Annotated in this window: 20 protein-coding genes; 15 read left to right on the top strand and 5 right to left on the bottom strand. The window is 73.9% G+C overall.

Features of this window, described 5'->3' with window-relative positions:
• Positions 1–10 precede the first annotated feature (10 nt).
• The 4 genes from ACIB24_RS10835 to ACIB24_RS10820 are packed head-to-tail and all read left to right on the top strand — an operon-like array spanning position 11 to position 5,875.
• Positions 11–721 carry a response regulator transcription factor gene (locus ACIB24_RS10835; protein WP_398279475.1) on the top strand — a complete coding sequence of 237 codons (711 nt, stop codon included), beginning with the start codon at positions 11–13 and terminating at the stop codon, positions 719–721.
• Positions 722–731: 10 nt separating this feature from the next.
• Positions 732–1,874 (top strand): HAMP domain-containing sensor histidine kinase, encoded by a 1,143-nt coding sequence (locus tag ACIB24_RS10830; protein WP_398279472.1) that lies wholly within the window; start codon positions 732–734, stop codon positions 1,872–1,874.
• Positions 1,875–1,884: 10 nt separating this feature from the next.
• Positions 1,885–3,411, top strand: a complete 1,527-nt coding sequence (locus ACIB24_RS10825; protein ID WP_398279469.1) for a DUF4153 domain-containing protein — start codon at positions 1,885–1,887, stop codon at positions 3,409–3,411.
• 40 nt (positions 3,412–3,451) lie between these two features.
• On the top strand, positions 3,452–5,875 hold the full coding sequence (locus ACIB24_RS10820; protein ID WP_398279466.1) for an ABC transporter permease: 2,424 nt from the start codon (positions 3,452–3,454) through the stop codon (positions 5,873–5,875).
• Positions 5,876–5,878: 3 nt separating this feature from the next.
• On the opposite strand, the gene ACIB24_RS10815 is transcribed toward ACIB24_RS10820, so the two are convergent.
• Positions 5,879–6,355: a DUF456 domain-containing protein gene (locus ACIB24_RS10815; protein ID WP_398279463.1), complete on the bottom strand. Its 477-nt coding sequence runs from the start codon at positions 6,353–6,355 to the stop codon at positions 5,879–5,881.
• Positions 6,356–6,391: 36 nt separating this feature from the next.
• Complete coding sequence (locus tag ACIB24_RS10810) at positions 6,392–6,622, bottom strand: DUF7455 domain-containing protein (protein WP_398279460.1); 231 nt, start codon at positions 6,620–6,622, stop codon at positions 6,392–6,394.
• Positions 6,623–6,892: 270 nt separating this feature from the next.
• Here ACIB24_RS10810 and ACIB24_RS10805 point away from each other — a divergent pair, with 270 nt between their 5' ends.
• The 3 genes from ACIB24_RS10805 (at position 6,893) to ACIB24_RS10795 (ending at position 11,578) form a co-directional block, all read left to right on the top strand.
• The gene (locus ACIB24_RS10805) at positions 6,893–9,001 is read left to right on the top strand and encodes a type IIA DNA topoisomerase subunit B (RefSeq protein ID WP_398279457.1); all 2,109 of its coding nucleotides are present in this window, start codon (positions 6,893–6,895) and stop codon (positions 8,999–9,001) included.
• A gap of 22 nt (positions 9,002–9,023) precedes the next feature.
• Positions 9,024–10,046 carry a GNAT family N-acetyltransferase gene (locus tag ACIB24_RS10800; protein ID WP_398279454.1) on the top strand — a complete coding sequence of 341 codons (1,023 nt, stop codon included), beginning with the start codon at positions 9,024–9,026 and terminating at the stop codon, positions 10,044–10,046.
• Between the two features lie 143 nt (positions 10,047–10,189).
• The gene (locus tag ACIB24_RS10795; protein WP_398279451.1) at positions 10,190–11,578 is read left to right on the top strand and encodes a glycosyltransferase; all 1,389 of its coding nucleotides are present in this window, start codon (positions 10,190–10,192) and stop codon (positions 11,576–11,578) included.
• Here ACIB24_RS10795 and ACIB24_RS10790 read toward each other — a convergent pair.
• The gene (locus ACIB24_RS10790) at positions 11,560–14,673 is read right to left on the bottom strand and encodes an AAA family ATPase (protein WP_398279448.1); all 3,114 of its coding nucleotides are present in this window, start codon (positions 14,671–14,673) and stop codon (positions 11,560–11,562) included. The two genes, ACIB24_RS10795 and ACIB24_RS10790, sit on opposite strands and share 19 nt — an antisense overlap.
• 4 nt (positions 14,674–14,677) lie before the next feature.
• The gene (locus tag ACIB24_RS10785; RefSeq protein WP_398279445.1) at positions 14,678–15,910 is read right to left on the bottom strand and encodes an exonuclease SbcCD subunit D; all 1,233 of its coding nucleotides are present in this window, start codon (positions 15,908–15,910) and stop codon (positions 14,678–14,680) included.
• A 143-nt stretch (positions 15,911–16,053) separates the two neighbouring features.
• Between ACIB24_RS10785 and ACIB24_RS10780 the strand changes: the two genes are divergently transcribed.
• The 8 genes from ACIB24_RS10780 to ACIB24_RS10745 all read left to right on the top strand — a co-directional run bounded on the left by ACIB24_RS10780 (position 16,054) and on the right by ACIB24_RS10745 (position 23,740).
• Complete coding sequence (locus ACIB24_RS10780) at positions 16,054–17,526, top strand: glutamate--cysteine ligase (RefSeq protein ID WP_398279442.1); 1,473 nt, start codon at positions 16,054–16,056, stop codon at positions 17,524–17,526.
• A 93-nt stretch (positions 17,527–17,619) separates the two neighbouring features.
• Entirely contained in the window at positions 17,620–18,243 is a 624-nt protein-coding gene (gene sigK, locus ACIB24_RS10775) for an ECF RNA polymerase sigma factor SigK (RefSeq protein WP_398279439.1), read from the top strand.
• Positions 18,236–18,931, top strand: coding sequence for an anti-sigma factor (locus tag ACIB24_RS10770; protein ID WP_398279436.1), 696 nt, complete (start codon positions 18,236–18,238; stop codon positions 18,929–18,931). The genes sigK and ACIB24_RS10770 overlap by 8 nt, the downstream gene beginning before the upstream one ends.
• Before the next feature lie 59 nt (positions 18,932–18,990).
• Entirely contained in the window at positions 18,991–20,514 is a 1,524-nt protein-coding gene (locus tag ACIB24_RS10765; RefSeq protein WP_398279433.1) for a molybdopterin-dependent oxidoreductase, read from the top strand.
• Positions 20,515–20,715: 201 nt separating this feature from the next.
• A complete protein-coding gene (locus ACIB24_RS10760; protein ID WP_398279430.1) occupies positions 20,716–21,363 on the top strand; it encodes a fasciclin domain-containing protein in 648 nt (215 codons plus the stop codon).
• 123 nt (positions 21,364–21,486) lie between these two features.
• Entirely contained in the window at positions 21,487–22,134 is a 648-nt protein-coding gene (locus ACIB24_RS10755; protein WP_398279427.1) for a fasciclin domain-containing protein, read from the top strand.
• A gap of 20 nt (positions 22,135–22,154) precedes the next feature.
• On the top strand, positions 22,155–23,363 hold the full coding sequence (locus tag ACIB24_RS10750; RefSeq protein ID WP_398279424.1) for a cytochrome P450: 1,209 nt from the start codon (positions 22,155–22,157) through the stop codon (positions 23,361–23,363).
• Positions 23,364–23,398: 35 nt separating this feature from the next.
• Positions 23,399–23,740, top strand: a complete 342-nt coding sequence (locus ACIB24_RS10745) for a TFIIB-type zinc ribbon-containing protein (RefSeq protein WP_398279421.1) — start codon at positions 23,399–23,401, stop codon at positions 23,738–23,740.
• Here the strand turns inward: ACIB24_RS10745 and ACIB24_RS10740 are convergent.
• A complete protein-coding gene (locus ACIB24_RS10740; RefSeq protein ID WP_398279418.1) occupies positions 23,730–24,584 on the bottom strand; it encodes a phosphotransferase family protein in 855 nt (284 codons plus the stop codon). The genes ACIB24_RS10745 and ACIB24_RS10740 overlap by 11 nt on opposite strands.
• Positions 24,585–24,622 lie beyond the last annotated feature (38 nt).

Below are 24,622 nucleotides of genomic sequence, written 5' to 3'. Positions count from 1 at the left end.
CCCGGTAGTCGTGGGGGAGCAGCGGATCCTGGTCGTCGAGGACGACCGGGTGATCGCCGACGCCATCACCCGGCGGCTGTCCAGCGAGGGGTTCGCCGTCGACGCCGTGCACGACGGGCTGTCCGCCGTCGAGCGGGCGAGCGCCACCCCCTACGACGCCGTCGTCCTGGACGTCATGCTGCCCGGGCTCGACGGGCTCGAGGTCTGCCGCCGGGTCCAGGCCGAGCGTCCGGTGCCGGTCATCATGCTCACCGCCCGGGCCGACGAGACCGACCGGCTGATCGGCCTGGGCGTGGGCGCCGACGACTACCTGACCAAGCCGTTCAGCCCGCGGGAACTGGTGGCCCGCGTGCGCGCTCTCCTGCGCCGGGTCGAGCGCGCCGCCCTACTCGCCCGGCGCCCGGTGGACGACGGGACGCTCGACCTGGGCGGCGGCCTGCGGCTGTTCGTCGGGTCCAGGCGGCTGGAGCGCGACGGCGTCGAGGTGCACCTGACCCGCACCGAGTTCGACCTCCTGCACGCCCTCGCCCGCCGGCCCGGACACGTCGTGACCCGCGAGCAGTTGCTGGCCGACGTCTGGGACTGGGACTCGTCGGCGCCGGCCCCCGGCAGCGGCCTGCGCGCCGCGGACAGCCATGTGAAGGCGCTGCGCCGCAAGGTGGGTGGCGACCGGATCCGCACCGTGCACGGCGTGGGGTACGCGCTGCAGCAGGCGCCGTGAGGTGGTCACCGTGAAGCAGCGACTCGCCCGGCTGTGGGACGCGCTGCGCCCCCTCGACCCGCTGCGTTCGATCCAGGCGAAGCTCGGGGTGCTGATCGTCGCCTCGGGGTTCCTGATCGCCGCGTTCGAGTGGTTCGGCGTGGTCGTTCTGGGCTGGCGGGTGCGCTACGGGCTCGCCGTCGCGGTGGTCGTCTCGCTCGTCATCACCCGGGTCCTGGCTCACGGCATGACCGCCCCGCTGCGTCAGATCACCCGGGCGACAAGGGAACTCGCAGAGGGCGAACCGATGCCGCCGATCCAGGCGAGCAGCCGTGACGAGGTCGGCGAACTGGCCCGGGCGTTCACCGACATGGCGGGGCGGCTGGCCGCCGTCGACAGCCAGCGCCGGGAGCTGCTCGGCAACGTCTCGCACGAGCTGCGTACCCCGGTCGCCGCGCTGCGCGCGCAGCTGGAGAACCTGGTGGACGGCGTCCGCCCGCCCGACGCCGACGCCCTCGCCGACCTGCTGGGCCAGGTCGAGGCCCTCGGCGGGCTCGTCGACGACCTGCTCGACCTGGCCCGGGTGGACGGCGGCGCGGTGCGGCTGCGCTACGAACCGGTGCCGGTGCGCGAGCTGGCCGAGTCCGTGGCCGCCCAGGTGCGGCTGGCCCGCCCGGGCCCGACGATCGCCGTCCGGGTCGAACCGGCGGACCTGACGGTCGACGCCGACCGGCACCGGCTCGCCCAGGTCGTGCTCAACCTGCTCGACAACGCCGCCCGGCACGCCGGGGCCACCGGCCGGGTCACGGTCGAGGCGCGCGTGAGGCGCGCCCACGTCGTCGTGGACGTCACCGATGACGGCCCGGGCATCCCGGCCGACCGCTGGGAGACGGTGTTCGAACGGTTCCGCGGGGGGACCGGCGAGTTCCCGCTGCCGGGGGCCGCGGGGGCGCCCGGACGGCGGGACGGCGGCACCGGGCTCGGCCTCGCGATCGCCCGCTGGGCGGTGGCCCTGCACGGGGGCACGATCGCCGTCGTCCCGGTCGAGGAGGCGGACCCGACCGCCCCCGGCTGCCGCGTACGGGTGGAACTGCCCATCTCCCGGCCCATCTCCCGGCCGATCTCCACAGAATCTCCAGATCGCGCGCCCGGGAGATCCACAGCCGCCTCCTAGCGTCAGACCCATGACGACGGGAACGAACACAGGGGTCGGTGACCGCAGCGGGTACGCGTACACGGTCGACCAGGTGACGGAGCCGTTCACCGCCGGACGGGCGGCCGGACCGGCGGTGATGATCGCCGGGGTGGCGGCGGGCGGCGTCGCGACGGTCCTGCTGCCGAACGCCGACCGGATCGGCATCGGCGTCACGCTCAGCGCCGCCGCCCTGGCGGTGCCCGGCCTGCTGTCGGCCCGGCGGAGGGGACGGGCCGACGGCAGGCCGTTCGGCCGGGTCAACGCCGCGACGGTCGCGGTGGCCGCCGGCCTGCTGCTGATCCCGACGCTGCGCGCGGCGGACTGGCTGGCGGTCCTCTGCCTGCTGGCCGCCGCGGGTCTGGTCGCCGTCGTGCAGCTCGACGTGCGCCGGCTGGCCCCGATCGTGCTCGCCGGGCCGTTGATCGCCTGGGCCGGCCTGCGCACGCCCGGCTGGGTGCTGACGTCGGTGCAGGAGGAGGTGCCGTCGTTGCCGCGCCCGTCGGGCCGCGCGGCCCGGGCCTGGGCCCGCGGGCTTCTGCTCGGGGCCGTCGTGGTGCTCGTGGTGGGTGCGCTCCTGGCCAGTGCGGACGTCGTCTTCGCGCGCCTGGTCGACCGGCTCTGGCCGTCGGTGGACGTGGGGCAGGTGCCGGCCTATGCGATCACCTTCGTGGTCACGACCGGCCTGGCCCTGGCCGGCGGCTACGCCGGAGCCCACCGGGTCCGCCGCCGCTGGCTCGCCCCGACGGCGGGTCCGGACGACCAACCCCGCCACCCGGCCGAGTGGCTGCTGCCGCTGGTGCTGGCGGGCGTCGTCCTGGCGCTGTTCCTGGTCGTGCAGGTGACCGCCCTGTTCGGCGGCGCCGCCGAGACGGTGCTGCGCGAGGAGGGACTGACGTACGCCGACCGGGCCCGCCAGGGGTTCGGCCAGCTCACGGTGGTCACGCTCATCCTGGTGGCGTTGCTGGCCTGGGCCGGTCGGGCCGGGGCCGGGCACCGGCGGCTGCTCGCCGCCGCCGGTGGCCCGTTGCTGGCGCTCATCCTGCTGCTGGCCGCCTCGGCGCTGCGCCGGCTGTGGCTGTACGACGACGCCTACGGCTGGACGGTCCGCCGGGTGAACGCCGCCGCCTTCGAGATCTGGCTCGTGGTGGCCCTTCTCGGCCTCGGTGTGCTCTGGCTGACCCGCCGCACCGGGCTCGCGCCGAGGCTGGTGATCGGCTCGGCCGGGGCCGGGCTGCTGTGTCTGGCCCTGGTGAACCCGGAGGCGATGGTGGCCCGGGCCGACGTCCACCGCTACGAGCAGTCCGGCTACCGGGCCGAGGCGATCGACGTCGAGTACCTGGCGGCCCTGTCTGCCGACGCCGCCCCCGCGCTGAGCGAGTTGCCGCCCGCGGAAAGGCAACTCGTGCTGGCCCACCTGCGCGACTCGTACGAGCGGCTGCCCGACACGTGGCGTACCTGGAACCTGGCCCGGCACCACGCGCAGGGGGTGTTAGCACCCGGCGGGTCGTCGTCCTAGCCGTCTGGTCGCGACGCGCGGGGCGCGGTGGAATGGCGCCGTGACCCTCGCGTGGCAGTGGCTCCGGCTCGACGCGCGCCGGCGGGCGGCCCAGCTGGTGCTGCTCGCCGTGCTGGTGGCGCTGAGCACGGGCGCGCTGCTGACCGCGCTCGACTCGGCCCGGCGGGCCGACACCGCCGTCGACCGGCTCGTGGCCCGCACCCTGCCCGCGACCGCGGTGGTGCGCACCAACACCAACGGCGAGATCGACTACTGGCCGATGATCCGGGACCTGCCCTCGGTCGCGGCCGTGTCGACGTTCCCCGGCTACTCGGGGTTCTCGGTGGACGGTTCGGCGCAGGACCCGGTGCAGGCCTACCTGCCGCTCGACGACGACGCGATGCGCACCGTCGAGCGGCCCGTCGTCCTGCGCGGGCGGCTCGCCGACCCGGCGCGGCCCGACGAGGCGGTGGTGACCGAGGGGTTCGTCCGCGACACCGGCCAGGACGTCGGCGACGTCGTCACCGTGCGCCTCTTCTCGGACTTCCAGGTCGACACCGGCATCAGCGGCGTACACACCACCGTGCGCCCCGCGCCGGACGGCCCGATCGTGCGCACCCGGGTCGTCGGCGTGGTCCGGTCACCCTGGCTGCGCGACGAGACCGGTCGGCCCGGAAGGCTTTTCCCATCCCAGGCGCTGGCCCAGACCTACGAGCGCAACGTGCTGGGCGCGAACCGCGACGGCGAGAAGTGGGGCCTGGTACGCCTCGTCCACGGGGACGCCGACCTCGGCGCCTTCCGCGCCCAGCTGGCCGCCGCCGGGGTGGGCTTCGCCGACGTCAGCCCCCGCACCCCGGTCCTGCAGCACCTGCGGGACGTCACCCGGTTCGAGGCGGCCTGCGCGCTCGGCCTCGCCGGGTCGGTGCTGCTCGCCGCGGTCGTCGTGGTGGGCACCGCCGTCTCCCGCCAGACGGCGGCCCTGCTGGACGACGTCCGGCTGCTGGGTGCCCTGGGCGCGGCCCACCGGCAGGCGATTCTGGTCGGATCGTTGGGGACGGCGGTCGCGGGCGTGCTCGGGACGCTCGCCGGGCTGCTGGTCGCCGTGGCGGTGTCACCGTGGAACTCGTTCGGCGTGGCCGCGACCCTGGAACCGGACCCCGGCCCGCACGCCGACCCGCTGCTGCTGGGGGTCGGCACCCTGCTGGTGGGGTCCGCGGTCGTCGGCTGGTCCGTGCTGTCGTGCGTGCTGTCCCTCGCCCGGCGCCCGGACCCGGCCGGGCGGCGATCGGTGGTGGCGGTCGCGGCGTCGCGGGCCCGGCTGCCCCTGGCGGTCGCCGTCGGCGTCCGGCACGCCCTCGAACCGGGGCCGGGCCGGGCCCCGGTGCGGACCGCGCTGGCCGGTGCCGTGGTGGGGGTGCTCGGAGTGTCGGCGGCCGTCACGTTCGGGGCGGCGATCGATGCGGCCCGGTCGGCCCCGGAACGGTTCGGGCAGGGGTACCAGCTGGTGCTCGCCCTGGGGATGCTCGGTGAGGACGACGAGATCTCCGACGTGGCGGGTGCCATGCAGGTGGTGCGGGCCGACCCGGACGTCACGTCCGCCGTCGACGTGCTGCTCGCGCCCGTCCAGCTCCCCGCCCTGTCCTCGGCCCCGGGCGCCGACCGCACGCTGACCGTCTACGCCACGGCCCCGGCCCACATGACGGTGCTGCGTGGCGATCCGGCCACCGACCCCGGGCAGGTCGTCCTCGGGCGGGCGACCGCCCGTCGGCTCGGCGTCGACGTCGGGGGCCGGGTCCGGCTCAGCGGGGAACGGGGCACGGTCGACGCCGTCGTCAGCGGGGTCGGCTTCGTGCCCCAGACCAGCTACAACGAGTACGACACGGGCGCGTGGGTGTCCCCGGAGGGGTTCTGGCGCCTGAACCGGGCGTTCCTCAACCGCGAGGCGTTGATCACCGTCCGACCGGGCCGCGACCCCGTGGCCGTGGCCGCTCGGCTGCGCTCGGTGATGGCCCCCCTGCGCTCCAGCGAGTTCCTCTTCCTGGACACGGCGGTGCCGATCCCGCGGCAACTGGAACTGGCCAACCTCCGGGTGCTGCCGATCGCGTTGGGCGGCTTCCTCGGGCTGCTGGCCCTGGCCGCGACGGCCCACGCCCTGCTGGTCTCGGCGCGCCGCCGGCGGGGCGAGTTCGCCGTCCTGCGGGCGTTGGGGATGACGGGCCGCCAGGTGCGCGCGGTGGCCGCGTTCCAGGCGGGCGTGATGTGGCTGGTCGGTCTCGCGGCCGGGCTGCCGATCGGCGTCGCGGTCGGGCGGATGTCGTGGCGCCTGGTCAGCGACGTGACGCCCCTGGTCTACCGCGCGGCCGCGGCCCCGCTCGCGACCGGTCTGGTGGTGGGCGGCAGCCTGCTCCTGGTGCTGCTCCCGGCCCTGCCCGCGGGCCGGAGGGCGGCGCGGATGCGGCTCGCCGACGTCCTGCGGGCGGAGTGAGCCTCAGCTGGCGAGGACCCCGCCGATCCAGGCGACCGTGACCAGCAGGCCGGTGACGAACTCGATCAGCATGCTCAGGCCCACGGCCTTGAGGGCCTGCACCGTCGACGGCCAGGCCTGCGCGGACCCCACCCGGCCCAGCTCGGCCAGGTAGACGCCCAGCACGAAGCCGAGGGGCAGCCCGACGATCGGGACCACGAAGAAGCCGATGACGCCGAGCGCGGCCCCGGCGAACAGCGTGAGCCCGGGGACCCCGGCCGCCTGCATCCGCCGTCCGGGCACGAGGTACTTGACCACCGAGCCGATCAGGACCAGGACGGTCGCCACGCCCAGCACCGACCAGCCCACGGGCTCGCCCAGCGCGACGGCCCACACCAGGACACCGGCCCAGACCAGTAGCAGGCCGGGCAGCAGGGGAACGACGACGCCCACCAGCCCGACGGCGATCATCACCGCCGCGAGGGCGGTCCAGAGCGTCATCGGTACGGGTGGGCGTCGTCTACGGAGCGGGCTCGGTCAGTGCTCACCGTCGGGGGCGATGGCGGGCGTCTTCTCGGCGAGTTCGGACGATTCGTCCTGAATCGTGGCCTCGACGGCCTCCAACGCGGGAGCGTGCGTGCGGCCGTGGTGAGCGCAGAAGAGGAGCTCACCACCACCCGGGAGGGTCACCCGGATGTAGGCCCGTGCACCGCAACGGTCGCAGCGGTCGGCTGCGGTCAGAGCTTCGGGGGCGATGGCTGCGGCCATGGTTACCTCCTCAGGGAACGGACATCGGTGATGCACCTTCCGAAACAGTGAACCAGCCCGAACGCTTCCCGGCCCGCGGTTAACGGGTCGTTCGCTGTCCGCGTAGTCACTCACAGGTGGTTTCGGTGAGCACCCCCTGCACTCGTACAGACGCACGACACCGTCGTCCGGTTGCCTGCGTGTTGCCTGCGTGCCGACCCCTGGTTGACCGATCTGCCAGGTAATCTGCCCTCAGCCCCCCAAAACGTCCCATCGAGGAGTGCTCAGCCCGTGGCCGTACAACCCAGCCAGCTCGCGTCGTCCGACTACACGGCGCGGCACCTGTCTGTGCTGGAAGGGCTCGAGGCGGTCCGCAAGCGCCCCGGCATGTACATCGGCTCCACCGACTCGCGCGGGCTGATGCACTGCCTGTGGGAGATCATCGACAACTCGGTCGACGAGGCCCTGGCCGGCTTCTGCAACCGGATCGAGGTCGTGCTGCGGGCCGACGGCTCGGTCGAGGTGCTGGACGACGGGCGCGGCATCCCGGTCGACGTCGAGCCGAAGACGGGGCTGACCGGCGTCGAGGTGGTCTTCACCAAGCTGCACGCGGGCGGCAAGTTCGGCGGTGGCTCCTACACGGCCTCGGGCGGCCTGCACGGCGTCGGCGCCAGCGTCGTCAACGCGCTGTCGGCCCGGCTCGACGTCGAGGTCGACCGCAGCTCGAAGGTCCACCGGATGAGCTTCCGCCGCGGTGAGCCCGGCACGTTCGCCGGCGAGGGCCCCGAGGCGACGTTCACGCCGTTCGTCGACGGGTCCGTGCTCGAGATCGCCGGCCGGGCCAAGCGCGGCGTCACGGGCACCCGGGTGCGCTACTGGGCCGACCGGCAGATCTTCCTGAAGGACGCGGCGTTCTCGTACGACGAGCTGGTCACCCGCGCCCGGCAGACCACGTACCTGGTGCCCGGGCTCGAGATCGTCCTGCGGGACGAGCGCGACCTCGACGGCTCCGGCGTGCACGAGGAGAAGTTCCGGCACGAGGGCGGCATCGGCGAGTTCGCCGAGTTCCTGGCCACCGACCCGCCGGTCACCGACGTCTGGCGGTTGCAGGGCACGGGCAAGTTCACCGAGACGGTGCCCGTCCTCGACAGCCGGGGGCACATGACCCCGACCGACGTGGAGCGCGAGTGCGAGGTCGACGTCGCCCTGCGCTGGGGCACGGGCTACGACACCGAGGTCCGCTCGTTCGTGAACATCATCGCCACGCCCAAGGGCGGCACCCACATCTCGGGGTTCGAAGCGGCGCTGCTGAAGTCGTTCCGAGCCGTCGTCACCGAGAACGCGCGGAAGCTGAAGTTCAGCGCCAAGGACGACAAGCTGGAGAAGGACGACGTGCTCGAGGGCCTGACGGCCGTCGTCACGGTCCGCCTCGCGGAACCGCAGTTCGAGGGGCAGACCAAGGAGGTGCTGGGCACGAACGCGGTGCGCGGCATCGTGTCCCGGGTCGTCGACCGCGAGCTGACCGCGCTGCTCACCTCGACCAAGCGCACCGAGAAGGCGCAGTCGGCGCTGCTGCTGGAGAAGGTCGTCGGGGCCATGCGCACCCGGGTCACGGCCCGCCAGCACAAGGAGACGCAGCGCCGCAAGAACGCGCTCGAGACCTCCTCGCTGCCGACCAAGCTGAAGGACTGCCGCTCGGAGGACGTGGAGCGCTCCGAGCTGTTCATCGTCGAGGGGGACAGCGCCCTCGGCACCGCGAAGGACGCGCGGGACAGCGAGTTCCAGGCGTTGCTGCCGATCCGCGGGAAGATCCTCAACGTCCAGAAGGCGTCCATCGCCGACATGCTGAAGAACGCCGAGTGCGGGGCGATCATCCAGGTGATCGGGGCCGGTTCGGGGCGCACGTTCGAGCTCGAGGCGGCCCGCTACGGCAAGGTCATCCTGATGACCGACGCCGATGTCGACGGCGCCCACATCCGCACGCTGCTGCTGACGCTGTTCTTCCGGTACATGCGCCCGCTGGTCGAGGCCGGCCGGGTCTACGCCGCGGTCCCGCCGTTGCACCGGGTCGAGGTGATCGGTCAGGGCCGGGCCAAGAACGAGTTCGTCTACACGTACTCCGAGCCCGAACTGCACCGGCTGCTGTCCGGGCTGGAGAAGAAGGGGCGCCGCTGGAAGGAGAACATCCAGCGGTACAAGGGTCTCGGCGAGATGGACGCGGCCCAGCTCAAGGAGACCACGATGGACCCGCGGCACCGCACCCTGCGCCGGGTCCGGATGAGCGACGTCGCCGCTGCGGAGCGGGTCTTCGAGCTGCTGATGGGCAACGACGTGTCGCCGCGCAAGGACTTCATCGTGGACGGCGCGGCCCGGCTCGACCGGGAACGCATCGACATCTGAGGGCGCCTCGGAGGGTTGCAGCGTGCTGCCGGAGCGGGCGGGTCGACGACGACTCACCTGGCACCCCCTCACCCCCGACCTCGTGCCGGCCTGGTGGGAGCTGCTGGGCGCCCTGCGGGCGGCCGACGGTGGCGGGCGGGCGTTCACGGCCGCCGAGCTGCACGACGAGTTGCGCCCGGCCTGGGCCCGGCCGGAGGCGAACAGCCGGATCGCGATGGACGACGACGGCGCGGCGCGGGCGTTCGGCCTCACCCAGGTGCGTCCGGGCGACCACGACCTCGTACGCGCCTGGCTGTGGGGCGGCGTGCACCCCGACTGGTGCGCGCTGGGCCTCGGCCGGTCCCTGCTGCGCTGGCAGCTCGACCGGGCGCGGGCACTGGTCGCCGAGCGCCGGGCGGAACTCACCGGGGCGTCGTCCGCCCGGGTGGTGCCCCGGGCCATGGCGTTCACGGTGGCGGAGAACGAGTCCCCGGGGGTGCAACGGCTGGCCCGGCGGCTGGGGTTCGAGGCGTCCCGGTACTTCGCGGGGATGCGTCGCGACCTGGGCGCGGCCACCGGGCCGCTGCCCCGGCCCCCGGTCCCGGCGGGGGTGCGGCTCGTGCCCTGGCGGCTCGACCTGGACGAGCTCGTGCTCGCCGCGCACAACGAGGCGTTCGCCGAGCACTGGATGTTCCAGCCGTGGCCGCTGGCCAGCTGGCGGCACTGGCAGACCGGCCACCGGACGTTCCGGCCCGCCTGGAGTCTCGTCGCCGTCACCGGGGACGGTGAGGTGGCCGGGTACGTGCTGAACAGCGAGCCGGGCCCGGCCGAGGGGGATCCAGGGCCGGTCGGCTGGACCGACAAGATCGGGGTGCGGCCCGCCTGGCGGGGGCGGGGCCTCGGCCGGGCGTTGCTGGCCGGAGCCCTTTCCGCGTTCCAGGCGGCCGGGATGGTCGCGGCGGGCCTGGACGTCGACGTGGACAACACCACGAGCGCGGTGCGGCTCTACGAGGAACTCGGGTACGTCGTGCACGACCGGGCGGTCCAGCTGACGCTGGCGGTGTAGGGGGTTGGACGATCGGTCCAAGCGTTCTTTCGGACTTGGGACCGTTCGCCGCCGTTCGCTGGGGTTACCCGTCGGTACTGTCTTGATCCACGGCGGCGTCACTGACCGGAGCCGCCCACGTCCCGGAGGGGTGGAACCGACGCGTGCGCAGGAAGTCCGAGCAGAAGTCCGAGCAGAAGCCCGAGCAGAAGCCCGTGCCGGGGCCCGGCAGCGTCTGGATCTTCGTGGACCTGCCGATCGGGGGCCCGACCGGCGCGGCCTACATGGCCGAGTCGTGGGCCCGGGAGCTGCGCGAACTCGGCTGGCAGGCGCGGATCTACTCCCCGACGACCCGGTTCGGTGACCACTGGGAGACCCCCGAGCACGTCGCCTTCCGGACGATCATGGGCGTCGGGTTCAAGGACGACCACCACCCCGTGTTCTCGATGCTGCGCCAGCTCTGGAAGTACCGCCGGCGCCGCGACCGGCCCTCCGCCATCGTCGTGACGACCCCGATGCGGATGGGCTCGCTCGGGCTGGCGCTGGCCAACGTCTTCCGGATCCCGCTGGTGATCGCCGTCTCGACCGACACCACCGCGTGGGCACAGCACCACTCGAGCACCCGGCTGATCCTCGCGTCGTGGCCGAAGTTCCTGCTGTTCGGCCTGATCCGGCCCGACCTGGGCTGGAAGATGGCCTACCCGAGCCTCTGGTGGATCCGGAAGTACGGGTGGTCCTGGTCCGCCGGCGTCGCGGCCCGGTACTCGTGGGTCTTCCAGCACTCCGCGAAGGAGCTGATCCTGCTGGGTGAGCGCAACGCGCTCGACTACGCGCATCCGCACAAGAAGCAGCGGGTGAACACCTTCAGCGCGGGCATCGACCGGCTGCCGGCGTCCGACACCCCGATCGAACTGCCCTGGCGTCCCGGTGCCCTCCGGCTGCTCTTCGTCGGCCGGCTGGTCACCGAGAAGGCCATCCACGTGCTGGTGAACGCCGTCGGCATCTGCAAGGCGCGCGGCCTCGACATCCAGCTCGCCTGCGTCGGCGAGGGGCAGTACGCGGCCGAGCTGCCGCGGCTGGCCGAGTTCCAGGGCATCGATGACCTGATCGTCGCGGGGCCGTTCCCCCGCAACCAGCTGCGCAGCGTCTACGCCTCCGGTGACGTCTTCGGTTTCGCCTCGACGTTCGACACGCAGGGTTTCGTGCTGAACGAGGCCGCCCACGAAGGGCTCCCGCTGCTGGTGGCCGACGACATCAACCGGGTCTGCGTGCACGAGGAGTCGGCGCTCGTCGTCGACCAGACCCCGGAGGCGTTCGCCGAAGCCCTGGGGCGGCTCGCCGACCCGCAGCTGCGGGCCCGGCTCGGCGCGGGCGCGCGGCGGTTGGCCGAGCGGTTCAGCGAGAAGGGGCAGATCCGCGACGTCGCCGTCATCCTCGACCGGGTGACGGGCCGCAGTACCTTCTCCCAGGAGACGACGGCGCCGGAGGTCGTCGACCTGCGCGAGCCGGCCGACGCCGCTGACGAGACCGCTGCTCAGCCCGCGATGAGCTGACGCACCGTCGAGCCGCTGCGGGTCTTCACGACTTCCAGCTGCGAGGGGATGCGCTGGCGCAGGTCGGCCACGTGCGACACGAGGCCCACCGCGCGGCCGCCGCTGCGCAGCCCGTCGACGACGTCGAGGACCAGTTCCAGCGTGTCCTCGTCGAGGGAACCGAACCCCTCGTCGACGAGCAGGGTCTCCAGCCGCAGGCCGCCCGACTCGGCGCTGACGACGTCGGCCAGGCCGAGGGCCAGGGCCAGGGACGTGCAGAACGTCTCGCCGCCGGAGAGGGTGGCGGGGTCGCGTTCGACCCCGGTCCAGGCGTCGACGACGACGAGACCGAGACCGGCCCGGGCGCCGCCGCGGGCGGGACCGTCGGAGTGCTTCAGGGTGAAGCGCTGTTCGGTCATGGCGGCCAGCCGGACGCTCGCGGCCTCGGCCACCTGCTCCAGCCGGGCGGCCAGCACGTACGCGGAAAGCCGCATCTTCAAACGGTTCTCGCCGTTGCCCTCGACACTGCTGGACACCGACTCGACGAGCGCGAACCGCTCGCGCAGCGGGCGGGTGGCCGCCTCGTGCGCCTTCAGCCGCTCCAGCAGCTCGCGCACCTCACCGGTCGCCCCGGTGGCCAGCGTGTGCCGTTGCGCCGCGGCGGCGCGCCGCGTCCGGGCCTGCTGGACGGCGGCCCGCGCGGCCTCCAGGTCGGGTTCGGGGCCCGTCGCGGCGGTGGTCAGGTCGGGGTCGGCGAGCTGGCCCTGCAGCTGCGCGACCTCGTCGGTCCAGGCGGTCACGGCCGTCTTCAGGGTGGCCCGTTCGGCGTCGGGCAGGGCGGCGGCCTCGGCGTCGGTCAGGGTCTCGAAACCGGCGTCGCGGGCGGCCTGGACGCCCGCCTCCTGGAGGTCGTCCAGCCGCTGCTGCAGGGCTCCGTGCCGGGTGTGGGCCTCGGCGAGCCGGGCCCAGGCCTCGACCTGCGCCGTGAGCGCGTCGACCCGCTCGGTCAGCGCGGTGAGCACCGCGTCGGGGGCGGCCGCGGCGGGGGCCTCCACCCGGGCGGCCAACTCGTCGCGCCGGCCCAGCAGAGCTCCGGCGGCACCGGTCGCGGCCTCGACGGCCGCCCGGGCGGCGCTCACCCGGTCGGTGGTGAGCGTGGCCTGCTCGGCGAGGGCGGCCAGCGCCACGTCGATCTCGGTGAGCCGACCGGCCGCGGCGACCGCCTCGGCCTGCCTCTGCGAGGCCTCGCGCAGCGCCTGCGCGGCGACTTCGGGGGTGGCGCCGTCGGCCTCGGCGTCGGCGCCGGCGCGGGCCAGCCGGCTCTCGTCCCGGGCCGCCTCCGCCGCGCGCAGGGCCGCCTCGGCCGACGTGGCCCGCTGCTGGGCGGCCTGTTCGTCGGCCTCGGTGACGTGGCCGACGGCCGGCGCGGCCGGGTGTGGGTGCTCGGGGTTGCCGCACACGGGGCAGGCGTCGCCGTCGTGCAGCCCGGCGGCCAGTTCCGCGGCCATCCCCTCGAGTCGCCGGGTGCGCAGCCGCAGCACTTCCTCGGTGGCCGTGCGGTAGGTCTCGAAGGCGGCCTGAACCACGGATTCCCGCTCCGTCAGCCGGTTCTCGGCCTCGAGCCGGGCGGTCACGGCCCGGACCACGGCCCCGGCCCGCCGGACCTGAGCCTGCGTCGCCTCGACCAGCGCGGCGGTCGTGGCGATCGTCGCCCGCTCCGTCTCGAGGGTCGCGCGCCGCCCGGCCAGCCGGGTCACCTCGGCCTCGGCCGCGGCCAGCGCCTCCCGGGCCGTGGTCTCGGCCGCCGTGGCCCGGGTGAGCCGGGCGGCGACCTCGACGTACTGGCGGGCGGCGGGCAGCGCGTCCCGGGCGGCGGCCAGCTGACCGGTCAGGGCGGCCAAGCGGTCGCCCGGGTCCGCCTGCGCCGTGGGGTCCTCCGCGAGCCCGGCCCGGGCCTGCGCCGCCACCTGTGCCGCCGCCTGTGCCGCCGCCTGTGCCACCGCGTCAGCGGCCTCCGCCGCCTCGGCGCGGGCCGCGTGCAGCCGTTCCAGTACGGACCCCAGCACCGACGCCGCGCCCGCCTGCTCGAGCCGGCGCACCCGGGCGGCCTGCTCCGCCGCGCCCGCCTCCAGCTCCGCGAGCCGGGCCCGCAATGCCCGGCCCCGGGCCCGCAGGGTGGCCCGCGCGGTGGCTTCATGTTCGGCGCGCACCGCCGCCCGTTCGGCCGGTTCGGCCGCCTGGACCGCCGCGTAGGCCTCACCGGTGGCGAACTCGAGCCGCCGCAGCCAGCGTGAGACCCGTTCCACCGCAGGTAGTTCCGCATCGGCCACGGGTGCGGGACCGAAGGCCGGCTCGGCCGGGTCGAGCAGGGAGAGCAGGTCCAGCAGGTCGGGTTCGTCGTCTCCGGCCGGGGCGGCCGGGGGCAGCGCGGTGGGGGAGCCCGCGAGCTTCCAGGCCTGCTCGGCCCTGGCGAGCAGGATGTCGCTGCGCTGGACCGCGGCGTCCACCTGGTTCTTCAGGGTGCGGCGGTGCTCGGCCAGCCAGGTCTCCACCGCGGAGAACCGGTCGGTGCCGAACAGCTTCTGCAGCACCGGACGCCGTTCCTCGGGCTTGGCCCGCAGGAACGCCGCGAACTCGCCCTGCGGAAGCAGCACCAGCTTCGTGAACTGCTCGACGCCCAGCCCGGTGAGCCGGTCGATCAGGTCGGCGGCCTCGTCGATCCGGTTGGTCACGGGCCGCCACTCGCCGCCGACGAGCTCGTTCAGCAGGACCCGCGACTGCTCCCGGACCGTGCCCTCACCGCGCCGTTTGGGCCGGTGCCACTCGGCGTCGCGGGTGATCTCGAACCGGCGCCCGGCGAGGGTGACCTCGCAGACCACCCGCGGCACCTCGCCGTCCGCCGCGTGGTCGCTGCGCAGCCGTGCGTTCCGGCCGCCCCGGGCCCCCGGCACCGAGCCGTAGAGCGCGAAGCAGACCGCGTCGAGCACCGTCGTCTTCCCGGCCCCGGTGGGCCCGTGGAGCAGGAACAGCCCACCCGCGCCGAGCGCATCGAAGTCGACCACCTGACGGCCGCCGAAGGGGCCGAACGCGGTGACCTCCAACCGGTGCAGCCTCACCGCTTCACCCGGCCTTCGCCGCGCGGCGGCGGGTGCCGCGCCCGACCGGCGCGGCGTCGTCCAGGGCCAGCTGGGCGGCCACCGGGTCGTAACCCTCGACGTCCGCGAGCAGCACCGCCTCGAGCGCCTCGTTCAGCAGGGTCGACTCGGGCCCGTTCGTGGCCCGGCCGCGGACGTGCTCGAGGAAGCCGCAGCACACCTCCAGGTCGGGCCGGCCCGCCGTGCGCGCGGCGTACGAGGCCTCGGAGGGGGCCGTGGCCCCGGCCTCGGGTTCGAACCGCAGCTCCAGCACGTCGGGGAACCGCGTGCGCAGCCGTTCCATGGGCGCCGCCGGACGTTCCGCGTCGGTGAGAGTGACCTGGCACCAGGCGTTCTCGGCCTCCGCGTGGGTCACGTCCATCAGCAGGTCGTCGAGCCGGCCGCGCAGCCGGGCCAGGCGCCGCGGCACCGGCGCGTCGACCGCTGTGACGCCGCTGACGCCGTCGGCGCCGAGCTCCACCAGCCAACTGCCCTTCGTGTGCCCCGCCTCGGAGAACGAGAAGGCCAGCGGGGAACCGCTGTAGCGCACCGTCTCGGCCAGCCGCTGCCGCCCGTGCAGGTGCCCGAGGGCCACGTAGTCGACGCCGTCGAACAGCGACGCCGGGACCTGCCCGATCCCGCCCACGGAGAGCGCCCGCTCGCTGTCGCTGCCCTGCCCGCCGGTGACGAAGGCGTGGGCGGCCAGGACCGACCGCGCGCCGGGACGACGCGCCAGGTCCGCCCGCACCGCCGCGGCGGCCGCCCCGAGCACCCCGGCGTGACTGGCCTCCGACCCCAGCGCACGCGCCGCGACCGCCGGTTCCAGGTAGGGGAGCGGGTAGAACGCGACCTCGCCGTGCTCGTCGGCCAGCAGCACCGGGTCGGCGGCGCGGGCCACGTGGGTGCGCAGGTGCAGACCGGTGCCGGCCAGCAGCCGCGAGCCGAACCCCAGCCGCACCGCGGAGTCGTGGTTGCCGCTGGAGACCACCACCTGCGCCCCGGCACCCACGAGGGCCGCGAGCCCGTCGTCCAGCACCTGGACCGCGTCGACCCCGGGCAGGGCCCGGTCGTAGACGTCGCCGGCGACCAGCACGACGTCCACCGCCTCGCTGCGCACCACCTCGACCAGGTGCTCGAGGAACGCGGCCTGCGCCCCGAGCAGGTCGACCCCGTGGAACGACCGGCCGAGGTGCCAGTCCGAGGTGTGGAGGATGCGCACGCCGCGAATCTAGGCACGAGGACCGACAGCCATCGCGCCCAACACGCCGGGCCGCCGGGAGAACCGGTGGAAATCGGACGCCACGCGATCACGGGTGCCACGAGGGATGGTCCCCGACCGCGGAGTGTGGTCGGATCGATCTCGTGGGAGACGAGGTCTCGGCGAGCCGGTTCACGCGCGAGGAGCGCCAGCGCTACCGCGAGAAGGTGCAGCTGTGCCTGGACGTCTTCGAACAGATGTTGGGTGACTGGTCCTACGAGGACCACCAGCCGCTGACCGGCCTGGAGATGGAGCTGAACCTCGTCGGCGACGACTACCAGCCGGCGCTGGTGAACGCGGACGTGCTCGAGGAGATCGCCGACCCCGACTACCAGACGGAGCTCGGGGCCTACAACATCGAGCTGAACGTCCCGCCGGGGCCGTTGGAGCGCCTGGCCGACCTGGAGCAGCACCTGCGCAAGAGCCTCAACGCGGCCGAGGAGAAGGCCCACCGCCGCGGTGCCCACATCATCATGGTCGGCATCCTGCCGACGATCATGCCCCAGCATCTCGCCGACGAGAACTGGATGAGCGCCTCGACCCGCTACGCGGCGCTGAACGACTCGATCTTCGCGGCCCGCGGCGAGGACCTGCACCTCGACATCCACGGCGTGGAGCGGCTTTCCGCGTACGCGACGACGCTGGCGCCCGAGTCCGCGTGCACCAGCGTGCAGGTGCACGTGCAGGTCACCCCCCAGCAGTTCGCGCCCGCGTGGAACGCCGCCCAGCTGATCGCCGGGCCGCAGGTCGCGCTCGGGGCCAACTCGCCGTACTTCTTCGGCCGTCACCTGTGGCAGGAGACCCGCACCGAGCTGTTCCAGCAGTCCACGGACACCCGCCCGCAGGAGTTGCGCAACCAGGGCGTGCGCCCGCGGGTCTGGTTCGGCGAACGGTGGATCACCTCGATCTTCGACCTGTTCGAGGAGAACGTGCGCTACTTCCCGTCGCTGCTGCCGGAGGTCAGCGACGAGGACCCGGTGGCCGTGCTGGCCTCCGGTCGCGCCCCGGTCCTGCAGGAACTGCGGCTGCACAACGGCACCGTCTACCGCTGGAACCGGCCGGTCTACGCCGTGGTCGACGGCAAGCCGCACCTGCGGGTCGAGAACCGGGTGCTGCCCGCCGGGCCCACCGTGGCCGACGTGGTGGCCAACGCGGCCCTGTTCCACGGCGCGGTCCGGGCCATGGTGGACGACGAGCGCCCCCTGTGGTCCAAGCTCACCTTCGCGGCGGCGGAGGAGAACTTCACCGCCTGCTGCAAGCGGGGCATGGACGCCACCGTCTACTGGCCGGGGCTGGGGGAGACCTCGGTCGAGGAGCTCGTGCTGCGCCGGCTGCTGCCGCTGGCCCAGGAGGGGCTGAGCGCGGCCGGGGTGCCCACGGCCGACGTCGACCGGTACCTGGGCATCATCGAGGACCGGGCCAAGACCGGGCAGAACGGTGCCGCCTGGCAGGTGAAGGCCACCGCGGCGTTCGAGGCGCGCGGCGCCGACCGGGCCGCGGCCCTGACCGAGATGCTGCGGATGTACGCGCAGGGCATGCACGCCAACGAACCCGTGCACACCTGGCCGCTGCCCTAGCGGAACCAGCCGGGACCAATCCGCCCGGGCCCGGGCACCGAACACGTGCTGAGCGATCGAGAGCGATCGGATCAGCGCAGAGGAAGGGACGGCATGCCCACGAGCAGCCCCAGCACCGGGTCGGGAGAATCCCGCCGCCCCGGGCTGAGCGCCGTCCCGGCCGGGGAACGCACCCCGGAGGAACTGCTCGAGCTGGTGGCCCGCGGCGACCAGGAGGCGTTCGAGGCGGTCTACGACCGGTTCGCGCCGACGGTGTTCGGGCTGGCCCGCAGCGTGGTCCGCGACCCGGCCCAGGCCGAGGAGGTCGCCCAGGAGGTGCTGCTGGAGGTCTGGCGCACCGCCGCCCGGTTCGACGCCGGCCGCGGCAGCGCCCGGGCCTGGGTGGCCACGATGGCCCACCGGCGGGCGGTCGACCGGGTGCGCAGCGCCGAGGCGTCCCGCACCCGCGACCACGTCGTCGGCGTGGCCCAGCTGGAGCGCGACTTCGACGACGTGACCGAGCGGGTCGAGACCCGCCTGGACGTGGAGCGCGTGCGCAGCTGCCTGGAGGGCCTCACGCCGCGACAGCGCGAGTCGATCGAGCTGTCCTACTACGGCGGCCACAGCCAGACCCAGGTGGCCGGCCTGCTGAAGCTTCCGCTCGGGACGATCAAGACCAGGATGCGCGACGGGTTGATCCGGCTGCGCGACTGCCTGGGGGTGGGTGGCGATGACTGACCTGCATCTGGACACCGGCGCCTACGTCCTCGACGCGCTGGACGACGTCGAGCGTCGGTCCATGGAACGGCACCTGCACGAGTGCGACAGCTGCGCGGCCGAGGTGGCCGACTTCCGGGAGACCACCGCGCTGCTCGCCGAGCGGGTCGCGGTGCCGCCGCCCGCGGTGATGCGGCTGCACGTCATGACCCGGGTGTCCCGCGCCCGCCAGGTCGCGCCCGGACCGCGGCCCCGACGGCCGCGCCTCGTCTGGCGCCCGCTGGCCGCGGCCGCCGCGGTGCTGATCGCCGCCGGGGTCGGCGTCGGCGGGGTCGTGCACGGCCACCAGGTCGCGGGCGACGCGCAGAGCCAGGCCGACGCGATCGTCCGGGTGCTCACGGCGCCGGACCGGGTGCAGGTCTCGAAGCAGATGTCCGGTGGCGGGCGGGCCACGGTGGCCGCCTACGACGACACGGCCGTCCTCGCCCTCGCCGACATGCCCGCCGCGCCGAGCGGGCACGACTACCAGGTCTGGGTCATGCACGGCGACGACCCGGCCCGGTCGGTGGGTCTCGCCACGCTGGAGGCAGGAAGCACCCAGCTGCTGATCGACGACGTCCCGCACGGCTACGAGGTCGGGATCTCGGTGGAACCGACGGGCGGGTCGAAGCAACCGACCACGGCGCCCGTGCTCGCGGTCGAGGTCTGACCGGTCGAAACTCAATCTGACGGGAGGGGTTTGCCTTGTTCAGCCCCGAACGAAAGTCCATGCTGTCCCAGTACTCCCGCGGCGCCCTGAGCGGGCTGCTCGCCGGAGGTCTGGCCCTGGGCGTCGCCGAACTGGCCGCGGGAGCGCTCGGGCGGCCCGTGTCCCCCGCGATCGTCGTCGGGGGCGCGGCCGTCGACCGGACACCGCGGTTCCTCAAGGAGTTCGCGATCCGGACGTTCGGCGAGAACGACAAGCTCGTCCTGCTGAGCGGGGTCTTCGCGACCATCGCCCTGATGGCCGCGCTCATCGGAGTGCTCGCGGTGCGCCGTCGCCGGGCCGGGCTGGTCGCCGTGGCGATGCTCGGTCTGGTCGCCGCCGGGGCCGCCGCCACCCGTCCGACGTTCCGCTGGTACGACCTCCTGCCGTCGTTGCTGGCGGCCGTGGTCGGTGTGGTGGCCCTGGCCCGGCTGCTGGGTTCCCAGGGTCTGGGTGCCGACGCGGAGAGGGAGGACGCGGGCCCGGGACGCCGGGGGCTCCTCGTCACCGGCGGGGCCCTCGTCCTGGCGGGCCTGTCCGGCGTGGGCGGCCGGTTCCTGCTGCGCACCCGCGCCGACGTCGAGGCGTCGCGGCGGGCGGTCGTCCTACCGCGCCCGGTGCAGCCTGCCGAGGCGCTGCCCGACGGCGCCCAGCTGAAACTCCGTGGCCTGAGCACGTTCTTCACGCCGAGCGCCGACTTCTACCGGGTCGACACCGCACTGTCGGTCCCGCGGTTGACCACCGACGAGTGGCAGCTCAAGGTGCACGGGAAGGTCGACCGCGAGCTGACGCTGAGCTACGACGAGCTGCTGAAGCGGCCGGTCGTGGAGCGGGACATCACCCTGACCTGCGTCTCCAACGAGGTGGGCGGCAAGTTGCTGGGCACCGCGCGGTGGCTGGGTGTCGAGCTGGCCCCCCTGCTGCGCGAGCTCGGCGTGCACGCGGACGCCGACCAGCTCGTCGGCACCTCGAGCGACGGGATGACGATCGGCACGCCGGTCTCCGTCGTGCTCGACGGTCGCGACGCCCTGCTGGCCGTGGCCATGAACGGTGAACCGTTGCGGCCCGAGCACGGGTTCCCGGTGCGGATGGTCGTGCCGGGCCTGTACGGCTACGTCTCGGCGACGAAGTGGCTGGTCGACCTGGAGCTGTCCCGGTTCGACGCGTTCGACCCGTACTGGGTTCGTCGCGGTTGGGCCGAGCAGGCGCCGATCAAGACCGGCTCGCGCATCGACACGCCGAAACCGTTGTCACGCACGGCCTCCGGCACGATCGCCGTGGCCGGCGTGGCCTGGGCCCAGCACCGTGGGGTGCAGGCGGTCGAGGTGCGCGTCGACGGCGGCGCCTGGCAGGAGGCCGAACTGTCGAGCGCGGCGTCGAAGGACCTGTGGCGGCAGTGGGTGTGGCGGTGGGACGCGGCGCCCGGTTCGCACACGCTCCAGGTGCGGGCCACGGACGGTACGGGGGCCGTGCAGACGCAGGAGCGCGAGGAGCCGTTCCCGAACGGGGCGTCCGGCTGGCACTCGATCGTGGTCACCATCGTCTGAGCGACGAAAAGGTTTGACGCGCAACCAAATAAGCGTCGGAACCGGCGAAATCGCTTCAGCCTGCCCGTTTTCGGGGGCCCACATCACGGGAAGGTCACGATCGAGGAATTGAGCAATCCGTGAATCGGTTGGGCCCGAACTCCTTTCGTACTCGGGGACCACTCGAGGAGTGAACGTCACCTCGCTTAAGGAGCGAACGACATGCCTCTCACCACCCGCAACACGCTCACGGTCGCCGTCGCGCTGATGGCCGCCACCGGCCTGGCCGCGTGCGGCGGCACCAGCAGCGGCTCCGGCACGGGCTCGTCGTCCACGCCGATGAGCAGCGCGCCCATGACGACGGCGAGCAACGCCGGCCTGGTCGGGCCCGGCTGTGCCGACTACGCGAAGGCCGTGCCCAGCGGCGCCGGCTCGGTCGACGGTATGGCGCAGGACCCGGTGGCCACGGCGGCCAGCAACAACCCGCTGCTGACCACGCTCACCAAGGCCGTGTCCGGGCAGCTGAACAAGAAGGTCGACCTCGTCGACACGCTGAACAGCGGCGAGTTCACCGTCTTCGCCCCCGTCGACGACGCCTTCGCGGCGGTGCCGAAGAAGACCCTGAACGGGATCGTGGGCGACTCCAAGACGCTGACCAGCGTGCTGACCTACCACGTCGTGTCCGGCCAGCTGGCCCCCGACGCCATCGACGGCTCGCACGACACCGTCCAGGGCGAGGCCCTGAAGGTCACCGGCTCGGGCGACTCGCTCAAGGTCAACGGCGCGAACGTGATCTGCGGCGGCGTCAAGACGGCCAACGCCACCGTCTACCTGATCGACCAGGTGCTCACGCCCCCGAGCATGAGCTGACCCAGCCCCTCTGACGCGGTATGCCCCGGTTGGCGGGGTGATTCGGGCCGGAATCGTCCGAATCACCCGGCTGGCTGGGGCATACCGCGTCAAGAACTGGTGGCGGGGCGCCGATGAGGGGGTATGCGCACCAGTCGACGCTCCGTCGCCGTCACCGGCCCCCTCGTCGCGGGCCTGGCCGTGCTCACCCTCGCCGCGTGCGGGGGCGGAGGCGGCTCCACCGCAGCCGCGGCCAAGCCGACCGCCTCGGCGTCGAAGGCCGATCCGATGGACGGTCTGGTCGGGGCCGGTTGCGAGGACTACGCCCGCCAGATGCCCGCCGGACAGGGCTCCCTGCAGGGCATGTCGAACTCGACGCTGGTCAAGGCCGCGTCCAACAACCCGATGCTGACCACGCTGACCGCGGCCGTCACCGGCAAACTGAACAGCGACGTCGACCTGCAGAAGACCCTGGAGTCGGGTGAGTTCACGGTCTTCGCCCCGGTCGACGACGCCTTCGAGAAGATCTCGCGGGGCAAGCTGGCCCGGGCCCTCGGCAGCGAGAAGCTGCTCAACAAGGTGCTCACCTACCACGTGCTGGTGGGCCGGATGGCGCCCGACCAGGTCGACGGCAAGCACGAGACCATGGAGGGCGAGACGTTGCGGGTGTCCGGGGCCGGCAACGGTCTGAAGGTCAACGGCGCGCCGGTCATCTGCGGCGGGATCAGGACCGAGAACGCGACGATCTACCTGATCAACACCGTTCTCATCCCGCCCAGCCTGAACAAGTAGGCCCCGGTTTAGCCTGGGGCATGTTCGATCCGACCGACCCGGCGTTCCTCGACGACCCCTACCCGACCTTCGCCCGGCTGCGCGCCGACGGCCCGGTGCACTGGCACGAGGGACTCGGGCTGTACGTCGCCGTCGCGCACGCGGCCGCCGACGCCGTGCTGCGCGACCGGGGCCTGGGCCGGATCTGGCAGGACAAGGAGCCGGCCGAGCTGTTCCCGGCCTTCAACCTGCTGCACCGGACGTCGATCCTGGAGAGCGAGCCGCCCACCCACACCCGGCTGCGGCGGTTGGTCGCGGGCGCCTTCGGCCGGGGGCACGTCGAGCGGTTGCGGCCCTGGATCGACACCGTGGCGGGTCGCCTGGTCGAGGACTTCGCGGGGCGTCTCGACGATTCGGGCCCGGCCGCCTCCGCCGATCTCATCGAGCACGTCGCCGAACCGCTGCCGGTCGAGGTGATCGCCGAGCTGCTGGGCGTGCCGGCGGCGGACCGGCACCTGTTGCGACCCTGGTCCAACACGATCGTGAAGATGTACGAGTACGGCCTGGACGACGCCGGCCGGGCCCGCGCCGAACGGGCCTCCGCCGAATTCGTCGCCTACCTGCGCGATCTCGTGGCCGAGCGCCGGGCCCGGCCGTGGGAGGGCGACCTGGGTGCCGACCTCGTGACGGACCTGGTCGCCGCCTCCGACGGGGAGGACCGGCTCAGCGAGGACGAGATCGTCGGCACCTGCGTGCTGCTGCTGATGGCCGGGCACGAGGCCAGCGTCAACGTGGTCGGCAACGGGGTGTTCGCGTTGCTGCAGCACCCCGACCAGTGGCGCGCCCTGACCGCCGGCGCGCCCGTCGCTCCCGCCGTCGAGGAGTTGCTGCGCTACGACTCGGCGCTGCAACTGTTCGAGCGCACCGCCACCCGCGACGTCGAGCTCGCCGGGACGACGGTCCGGGCCGGGCAGAAGGTGGCGGCCCTGCTCGGTGCGGCCAACCGCGACCCCGCCGTGTTCGAGCGGCCCGACGACCTCGACGTGACCCGCGAGCGCAACCCGCACATCGCGTTCGGTTCCGGGATCCACTTCTGTCTCGGCGCGCCGCTGGCCCGGGTCGAGATCCAGTCCGTGCTCGGGCACCTGGCGGCCCGGCTACCCGGCCTGCACCTGGACCGGGTGCCACCGCGCCGGCCGGAGTTCGTGATCCGCGGGCTGCGGGAGTTGCCGGTCCGCCACGCAGGGTAGGGAACCCCGATGAGGGCTCGGGCGTTCGAGCCGACATGACCGTCCCCCCGTACCAGCCGCCCCCGCAGGCCGGTTCGGCCGGTGCTCCCGCCGGCCAGCTCACCTGCCCGAAGTGTCGCGGCGCGATGCGCACCTACGAGCGCAACGGCATCCACCTCGAGCAGTGCGACTCCTGCCGGGGGATCTTCCTCGACTTCGGCGAGCTCGAGGCCCTGACCCAGCTGGAGGCCCGGTTCGTGCAGCAGCCCACCGCCGTGCAGCCCGCCCCGGCGCCCGCGCCCTACAACCAGCAGTACGGCTACGGGCCCGGCTGGGGCAGCCACGGCAGCCACAAGTACCGCAAGGGCGGCTTCGGTCGGCTGTTCTTCAGCTCCTGAGCATGCGCGCGCAGGCCTCGACGAGCACCTCGTCGACCTCCTCCAGGCCGGTCCCGGAGCGGCCGGCGTGCACCAGGCCCGCCGCGGCCGCCTGGACGACCGCCGCCGCGGCCACCGCCTCGAGGGCCGGCCAGGGGTCGCCCCGGGCCGGCACGGCGGGTCCGCCGCCGGCCCGATAGGCGTCGACGACGGCCCGCCAGTCGACGTCCGGCAGCAGGCCGGCCGCCCAGAACCCGGCCGGTCGGGCCAGGTCCCAGGCCGGGTCGCCCAGCCCGACGTCGTCCACGTCCAGCAACCGCCAGCCGCCGTCGAGACGCCCGAGCTGACCCAGGTGCCAGTCGCCGTGCACCACGGCGTGCGGGCGCCCCGGCGCCTCGGCGCGCAGCGCCGCCTCCGGAAGCCGGCCCGCGGCTTGGCGCACGGTGCCGGCGGCCGGCGAGCGGTCGTCGTCCAGCCGGGCCAGTGAACGCAGAAGTCGTTGCGGGGCAGCATGTTCCGGTAGGAGCGGCGGGACGGCGGTGTGCAGCCGGGCCAGCAGCGTACCGGCGTCGGCCCAGGGGGCCGTGTCCGGGTCGGGTTCCGGGACGACGGCCCGCGGCCACACGGTGGCCAGCCGCCCGTCGGGGGCCGGTTCGGGATCCGGGGCCAGGGGCGAGAGCAGGACGTCGGACGCGGTGGCCGCGATCAGCCGTTCGGTCAGCGCGACCCGGTCGGTTCCCACCCGGTGCAGCTTGACCACCACCCGGGCGCCCAGCAGGAGGTCCGCCCCCGAGGGCGTACGGCGCCGGTCGCCGTCCCCGCCCCCGTACCGCGCGGCCAGCTCGCGCAGCCATCCCTCGCTCATCCGCTCAGCCTAGGTACCCGTTCGGCCCAACGGGGGTC

The organism is Spongisporangium articulatum (assembly GCF_044465595.1).
GTDB classification, from domain to species: domain Bacteria; phylum Actinomycetota; class Actinomycetes; order Actinomycetales; family Kineosporiaceae; genus Spongisporangium; species Spongisporangium articulatum.
This window is presented reverse-complemented; position numbering and strand designations above follow the sequence as displayed.

Excerpts from the sequence above, each read along its gene's own strand:
- ACIB24_RS10815 (WP_398279463.1), bottom strand. The coding sequence starts at position 6,355 with ATGACGCTCTGGACCGCCCTCGCGGCGGTGATGATCGCCGTCGGGCTG.
- ACIB24_RS10755 (WP_398279427.1), top strand. The coding sequence starts at position 21,487 with ATGCGCACCAGTCGACGCTCCGTCGCCGTCACCGGCCCCCTCGTCGCG.
- ACIB24_RS10745 (WP_398279421.1), top strand. The coding sequence starts at position 23,399 with ATGACCGTCCCCCCGTACCAGCCGCCCCCGCAGGCCGGTTCGGCCGGT.
- ACIB24_RS10765 (WP_398279433.1), top strand. The coding sequence starts at position 18,991 with ATGCTGTCCCAGTACTCCCGCGGCGCCCTGAGCGGGCTGCTCGCCGGA.
- sigK (WP_398279439.1), top strand. The coding sequence starts at position 17,620 with ATGCCCACGAGCAGCCCCAGCACCGGGTCGGGAGAATCCCGCCGCCCC.
- ACIB24_RS10740 (WP_398279418.1), bottom strand. The coding sequence starts at position 24,584 with ATGAGCGAGGGATGGCTGCGCGAGCTGGCCGCGCGGTACGGGGGCGGG.
- ACIB24_RS10770 (WP_398279436.1), top strand. The coding sequence starts at position 18,236 with ATGACTGACCTGCATCTGGACACCGGCGCCTACGTCCTCGACGCGCTG.
- ACIB24_RS10760 (WP_398279430.1), top strand. The coding sequence starts at position 20,716 with ATGCCTCTCACCACCCGCAACACGCTCACGGTCGCCGTCGCGCTGATG.
- ACIB24_RS10750 (WP_398279424.1), top strand. The coding sequence starts at position 22,155 with ATGTTCGATCCGACCGACCCGGCGTTCCTCGACGACCCCTACCCGACC.
- ACIB24_RS10825 (WP_398279469.1), top strand. The coding sequence starts at position 1,885 with ATGACGACGGGAACGAACACAGGGGTCGGTGACCGCAGCGGGTACGCG.
- ACIB24_RS10810 (WP_398279460.1), bottom strand. The coding sequence starts at position 6,622 with ATGGCCGCAGCCATCGCCCCCGAAGCTCTGACCGCAGCCGACCGCTGC.